Annotated in this window: 7 protein-coding genes; 1 reads left to right on the plus strand and 6 read right to left on the minus strand. The window is 49.7% G+C overall.

Annotated features, from left to right (window positions below; all coding sequences use genetic code 11):
* A partial coding sequence (locus VE954_RS43865) for an integrase core domain-containing protein (RefSeq protein ID WP_349263836.1) occupies window positions 1-114 on the plus strand: 114 nt, incomplete at its 5' end.
* Window positions 115-503: 389 nt separating this feature from the next.
* On the opposite strand, the gene VE954_RS24655 is transcribed toward VE954_RS43865, so the two are convergent.
* From VE954_RS24655 to VE954_RS24675, 6 genes are all read right to left on the minus strand, one after another.
* The gene (locus VE954_RS24655) at window positions 504-1,997 is read right to left on the minus strand and encodes a hypothetical protein (protein ID WP_324957827.1); all 1,494 of its coding nucleotides are present in this window, start codon (window positions 1,995-1,997) and stop codon (window positions 504-506) included.
* Window positions 1,998-2,000: 3 nt separating this feature from the next.
* Window positions 2,001-2,816 carry a hypothetical protein gene (locus VE954_RS24660; RefSeq protein ID WP_324957829.1) on the minus strand — a complete coding sequence of 272 codons (816 nt, stop codon included), beginning with the start codon at window positions 2,814-2,816 and terminating at the stop codon, window positions 2,001-2,003.
* A 115-nt stretch (window positions 2,817-2,931) separates the two neighbouring features.
* A complete protein-coding gene (locus VE954_RS24665; RefSeq protein ID WP_324957831.1) occupies window positions 2,932-3,828 on the minus strand; it encodes a hypothetical protein in 897 nt (298 codons plus the stop codon).
* Between the two features lie 15 nt (window positions 3,829-3,843).
* Window positions 3,844-4,590 (minus strand): trypsin-like serine protease, encoded by a 747-nt coding sequence (locus VE954_RS24670; protein ID WP_324957834.1) that lies wholly within the window; start codon window positions 4,588-4,590, stop codon window positions 3,844-3,846.
* Between the two features lie 1,172 nt (window positions 4,591-5,762).
* Window positions 5,763-6,146 (minus strand): matrixin family metalloprotease, encoded by a 384-nt coding sequence (locus VE954_RS44395; protein ID WP_414699028.1) that lies wholly within the window; start codon window positions 6,144-6,146, stop codon window positions 5,763-5,765.
* Window positions 6,147-6,252: 106 nt separating this feature from the next.
* Window positions 6,253-6,794 (minus strand): IS6 family transposase (locus VE954_RS24675; RefSeq protein WP_324957837.1); only part of this gene is annotated, 542 nt, incomplete at its 5' end.

Consider the following 6,794-nt stretch of genomic DNA (forward strand, 5'->3'; position numbering starts at 1 on the left):
GAGCAAGCACGAAGTGCCATCGCTTCGTTCATTGATGTCTATCACAACGAGAGACCGCATCGGTCTCTTGACATGTTAACTCCGTCCGAATGGATGGAACGATTTGCAGCTTAATTGGTTTGCGAATTGGGGGTCCTTACATTCGGCCACTGGCCCTGAAAATAGTTGAGCGCTTTACCGATGAGGGAAGGCCTCCAGGTTCACGGTAGTTTCGAAATTTCCCAATAATTTTAACAGTCAGCTTATTTTATAGTCATTCTTTCCGGGGCCCTGGTGAGAAGGCGTGGAAAAAGAACCGAGCATGAATCCGTTCAACCAGACACAGGCTGCCCAGGTTCAGCTCGAATCCTATCAGTTCGTGACGCGATTCTTCCAAAGCGTTTTCTGGCTTCTGGCTGCATTTACATCAAAGCCAAGGGCACAAAATTCCCTTCTCTCTCAATCAATCCCTAAAAATCAAAATTTGCGATCCTCACGGGTCCTGGTCGAATTCGCAAGCGAAACTACTCGTGAATGCTCATGAATTGCCTATAACGCATCGGCTCGATCACACGTCCCTGTTTGATGCGATGCAGCGAGGCATCGGCTGCGATGGAACCATGTTCTGTGCGCCGGATAAAATCCAGATAGCTCAGCAGGACCGGCGTTACATAGGAAGAGGAAAGCATATAGGTATCGTCGCTGTATAGGCCGAAGTCGGAAAAGCCTATGGCAAACTCATTCGTGAGCCTTGGATTCTGCAGGGTCTTCCCCAAAGATACATAGAGCCCGCCGCAGTTGCTTAAATTCAAGGAATTCGTGCTAATTAGCGAGTCTGGAAGATTTCCATGGACATCAAGACCTTCCTTCGGCAACGCCACATCCTTGGCGAAATTAGCAGGATGAGCAAGAATCTTGTTGGTGTGCTGATTACAGTCGGCGTAATCAGGAGTGTTCACCTCCTCGACGGAAACGGGATGTCGGCTGGACCAGGCCGCCTGAACCAGGACGGTCCCTGGGATCGAGCCTATGCTTTTCTCAAAGGCTTGATACTGCTGCAGGAAGTCCTCCACCGCAGAACGGTTGGTCACTCCCTTGCACTCTGGAAATCGGTTATAGAAAACCTCTTTATTAAAACCGGAGGCAAAATGAATGTAATCAATCTGATATGTCCGGGCGAGTGCCTGCAGATCTCGCGTTAAATTGGCGAATATATTATGGACCGCTTCTTTTTGTTCTCTGGTATTCAGGCGACACATGCCGTCAGCCCCTTTGAAAGCGCTTGCTGGAAAAAAACCTGTACCGCTATGCCCTTGCACCACCAGCAGCTCGCTCTCTGGATTGAGCTCAGCAACCTTGAAATAGAGTGACGAACCGTGAGCGGGAAAAGCGAACCCAAGGAGTTCGGTTTCCAATAAGAAGGCACCCAGGCGGTCGAACATTTCCGTAGCTTCCTCACCTTCCGGGAAAACAGGGCCGCCGGCGATCCGGTCCCAATCTCCATACAGATCGAAAAGCACCTTAGGCACGCGGACTCCCGTCAGGCTTTCCGGCGTGAAACGTTCCTGCACGGATCCATCACCTTCAATCCTGTAGAAGCCCAGATTACGGCTCTTATAGCGAAGCAGGGACGGCAGCTCCATGCCTGAGTCAATCATCATGATACGTGTTTTTTGACCTTTGTCATTCCTCGCAGGGCTGTAAACGAGTTCCCGAAGGTGACAGGGCTCGTATTGTGCGTGGTTCTCACCGGAGCATCTTAGCTGCTGGCCGTCCTTATCAAGCACCCGCAATTTTTGCAGTGCCCCGTCAAGGCTATCCCGCATGAGCTGCTCTGCAGATTTTTCATCAATAGGGTCATCATTCGAATCGGAATCAGTTGTGTTAGCAGCGCTATCTGTATCAGCGCCCTTGTCAAGCACAACCGGGTTTTCCCCATCGTTTGATCTGGAGTCCTTTTTTCCGCCAGAGCACCCTGTCAAGCAAAGGCCAATGGCCAGGATCATTTCTTTTTTCATTGTTCATTCCTTTTCTGTTGAGAAAGCATCACACTGATACTGATGAGCATGAACATAGAAGTCCTCGACCTGTGGGGTCTTAAACTCGGGCTGCGTCAGCCCACCCATAATTCCATTCAGAAGAGTTTGGAAAACAGCCTTGCTGCACGGAAGGTCCTTGGCCACGTTGTGAGGATTCTCCAAAAATTCACGCTTTTTCATCAAGATATAAGAACTTACAAGATCTCCCAGGTCACGTAAACGCGATGCCTGTGTTCCGTCGTCATTCAACTCACCCGCCAAGCCGTCAATGTATTCCTTCAAGATCCCGCTATCTCCCGATGAGCTGGCCTTAAAGACAATGGCGTCAATCGCAAAAACACGTGCCGTCGCGAAAGCCTTCGGATCAGGAAACATATCCTTCATCGTAAAGGGGTTGCGAACCAGACCCTCAATGATCTTGAACGCCTGCTGGTCAGAGAGGGCCTGTTTAAAAATACGCTTTCGCTCATCCTCAGCAAATACATTGTCATATAACTCGAACAATCCATTAGCATAGGCGAGAACGCGCGCGGGGCTCTGCTTCCCCTGATCTGACTTCGGCAAGGCCTCTTGCATAACCTTTAATTTGCTATCGATATCATGCCGCACGGCGGGAGGCACTTTTTCTTTCAATGGGGCCCCAATGCTTCTGTTGAGACTTAAATCGACAGGATCAGCTGCCTTGACCTCTTTTGCAGAGTAAAAAAAATGGAAAAGAACCGCTCCCAACAGGACAAGCACGCCAATCAGCGGATAAAGAGCAAGTGTCCTACGCGGCTTGTGATTACTTTTATTCATCGGTTCCAATCATTTCCATGAATATCACATCTTTAAAGTATCACCCTCTGCTGGCGCTTTTCCCGGATCTCAGGATCTCGGACGAACATCCAGCAGAAGGTGTCACTCAACCTTCTTATTCAGCGCGGACTTTGATGCGGCCAACCACGTTCGACAAGCCGTTCTGGAAACTTTCGTCACCGATGACCACACCTTCAGCGATCACAAAATGGTCTCTGGGATCGAGGCTGTGGGCGTTAACAGAAAAGTTGTGAGGATCCAGAACAACAGACTCGCGCCTGATTGCTTCGATAGCAACGGCATTGCCAATGGTATCCAGAAGCTGATCGTCGGTACTGATGTTTCCTGCCGCGACGACCTTTCCAGTCGCCAGGAGGATGCCGTGCTCAGAGGTGACTTTGAGCGCCCTTCCGTTGGCAAGGCTCAATGTGATCAACTCCTTCTGAAGTCCTTTGCCGACCAGGCTTGCATACCTGGATGCGCCGAGTTTAGGTCCCTGTGATTTGGCAAAGAAGTCGGCAGTTGGCACAGCCAGGGAAAAGATATCGTTCTTCGACGCCAGCTGTTTCGCCGTTTGCCATTGGTATTGACCTTTCTGGTCGACGGCCAGTATTGTGGTGGAAGGATCCACGCAGCCGCACTTGCAGAATCCTGCGAGCACTGAGCGTTTCACGGGAGTGACTGCATATATCTGACAGATCGGATAATACCCGATGCCGCTGTCATGCGTTATGCTGCGGATCAACTGCGAGTATTCTGGACTCACGCATCCTGTCGCCAAGGCTTCGTCATGATTATACTGGCAAACTGCAGTGTCCACAGTTCCCGTACAGTAGCGATTTCCTTCCGATTCAAACCGCGTAGTAACAGCCTCAGAAGTTTGCCACAGATTCATCGCATCAATCTGCTTCTGTTCAGGAGGCACTGGTGCAGAGAAGGCAAGCGTGCTTACCGAGCTGGTGGTAAAGAGTAGTGCAAGACCGAACAAGAAGTTTTTCTTCGAAAATTTCATAAATACACCCTGTTGTTAGTATTGTATTCCAAGGGAACGCAGGAAATCCTTTGAATCCTGCGAATGGAGATCGACCCAGAATGAAGTCCCGTTGCTGCCTCCAGATGCGACGCCTACGATGTCTTGATGAGTTCCTGACCGGAAATACAGAAGGGGACCTCCGGAGTCGCCGCCGCCCAGGATGGACTGATTGCTGGCAAATTCAAGCTGAGGTCCATCAGGTTGTCCTGCCATGTGGATCTTTCCATCGTGTTTGGACGTTACCTTATTGATGCCCATCCTCTTCACACCCAGACCGGAATCTTCAAGCAAATTGCTGACTCCGTATCCGATCATGAGGCCGGCCTCGTCCCCTTCGATGGGAGTGGCTCGGATACGGGAAACTTCAGGCGCTGTACCCCGAGGGAATTCATAGACTGCAAGATCATAGCGACTGGTTTCGTACCATCTGTCGTGTTGATACTTGGGATGAACCCTTAACCTTGTCGAGGTTGCATCCCTGGCGTCGCCACGGAGTATGGTAGCTGTTCCGCCGTCACCCGTGCAATGCCCTGCCGTGAGCAGGTGCCGATCAGTGACGAATGTCCCCGTGCAGACATACGAACCCCCACCGTCACTGAACGTAAAGTAGGCAATGCTGGGGTATGCTGCTTCCTCAACCTCAAAGCCCCTTGTGACTTTCGTGCTTGACGATTCTTGGGAAGTTGCACCGCAACCCAAGAGGAATAGACCTGCACAGATGTAGATGGCCTGAAACTTCATGCTCGATTTCCCCTTCCTTGTGGAATTCTTGTTGTTCGCACCGTTTAACTCCGTAACGGTATCTGATTAAGCAACGCATCCAGAGAGCACATTTCGTGCCGTGAATTAGGATTCGAGAACGATTTTAGAATTGTGTTGATACTTCTCTAATTGGATCTTGAATTATCTTAGTTTAGTAAATGCTTCCGCAATCCATCAGCAGCATTTAACTGCGGAGGTTGAGCAAAGTGGCTCCAAACGTTTGTTACTTTCTGAGGAATACATTCCTAAAATCAACGAATGCGTCTTGGACAAGACACTCACGATCAAGAAATGCATAGGTAATTTTAAATACGACATCTAAGCCTAAACGGAATTGAAATATTACGCTCATGAGATATACTGTCCAGCATGATCGGTAAAAGGAAGGCTTTAGGATAATGCTGAGGGGCAAGGACTGCACCGAGCAGATATACTACAGCAACGGCTTACAGCTTAAGAAACGGAAGCCGAAGCGCCGAGTTTGCACGTTGGCAGGTTCTCAGGAAATTTCAAGATGGGGTTTTGCGGAGAAGCCCCATTATGGACATTTAGACCAAATATTTAAGTATTTACAAATACTTGAATAAATTGTGTAGATTTGAGTTGTACGTGCACATTCTGTAATTTCAGTTGTTTATTTTTGGGCACCCTATGGTTTTTCAATACCCCCCACCAACGCACTTACTACAGAGGTTTTTCCAATTCCAAGTTGCTTCCCGCAGCCCAACTTGAAGTGCCGCTGTCAGGATCTTTCAGCGGCGTGGATAAAATCCATGGCGTTTTTAGCCAGGGCAATCGTCTTCGATTCTGCCACACCCTTTTTTCTGATACCGGTCGCAAATTCCGCCGACTTCGCTTCCACCGAGAAAGGCTGCCAGCTCGTCCTTCTTGCAGGTAAGAACGAGGCCATCGCACCCACGGTTGCAGGATGTTTCCCAGGTGGAGGTCGAACACTCGCTGGCATTTGTGCATTCGAAAATGGACAATCCTAAAAAGTGTTCTGAGACAGCAGAATTGATGTCGGATATCATCTCTTCGCAGACTACATCCTCTGATTTGTCTTTGGAGCAGGCAAAACCTGGAAGCACAGTTCCTGCCACGCTCAGATGCAAGAAGAATCTCAGAACCAATTTCACGATTTTCTCTCCTTTTTAGCCGTAGAGTCCTATTAAAGCATCTCGATCTTCATTATTCGGTACTCGCACTTCCTGAGGACTGAACGAATCCCACATCAATGAAGTTTGATCGGTAGGGTGGTGAGCCAGACCCATAGCATGCCCCAGCTCATGTGCCATCACTGAGCGGAAGTCAAAGGTTCCTGGCGGAGGGGTTGGGGCCTGCGACCAAACAGCAATCCGCGGATTACCATTAACCAGCAGGTTGGGAGTTTGCGTATTCGTCTGGCAAGGGGGCCATACCACCCGCATCAGCGGTTCAGGACGATTAGGAGCGGACGGAGAAATGCTATCAACAAATATAGGGATAACATTTACTGGAAACGGGCTCCCCGTATCACCCACCAAAACCACTTTCATCTGTGATCCAAGATTATTCCATAGGGTCGCAGCATCCTGAATGGCTCTGTCGCAAATATTTCCAAGGGTGGCGTGAGGTTTTGAAGGGATCCATCCCTGGACGCATTTATCCTGCGAGGGCGTAAAACTGTTCGAATGGAGTGGAGCCCGGGATATCCAACTGGCCTTTTTTGATCATGGCCATTATCTCAATGCCGGCAATCGTTTTCGCAGCCGACGTGAAGGTTTTAATGCCCAGCATGGGCCTTGTCCTTTGCCGGATCCGCCTGTGATCCTGCTCCACAATGTTGTTGAGAAATTTCATCTGCCCGAGCTCGATGTCAGTTAAATGTTCATCATTGAAAGCCTTGAAGCCGGCGGCGTTTGCTCCTGACTTGTCGGTATTGATCTTTCCGGGGACACCATGCTGACGAACGGCCTTTTTCAAAAACCTGAAAGCCGCTTTCTGATCCCTCTTTGCCGCAAGGAGAAAGTCTATCGTATCGCCATCCTCGTCCACGGCCCGGTAAAGCCATTTGAGATTCCCCTTGACCTTGATGGCCATCTCATCCCAAAACCAGCGGCCCGATACCGGCTTTTTCCTTTTTCTGAACTCGGCCTCCAGCTCCGGGGTATAGCGGAGGACCCACCGATGGATTGTCGAGTGAT

This window comes from Oligoflexus sp., assembly GCF_035638955.1.
Lineage (GTDB): Bacteria > Bdellovibrionota_B > Oligoflexia > Oligoflexales > Oligoflexaceae > Oligoflexus.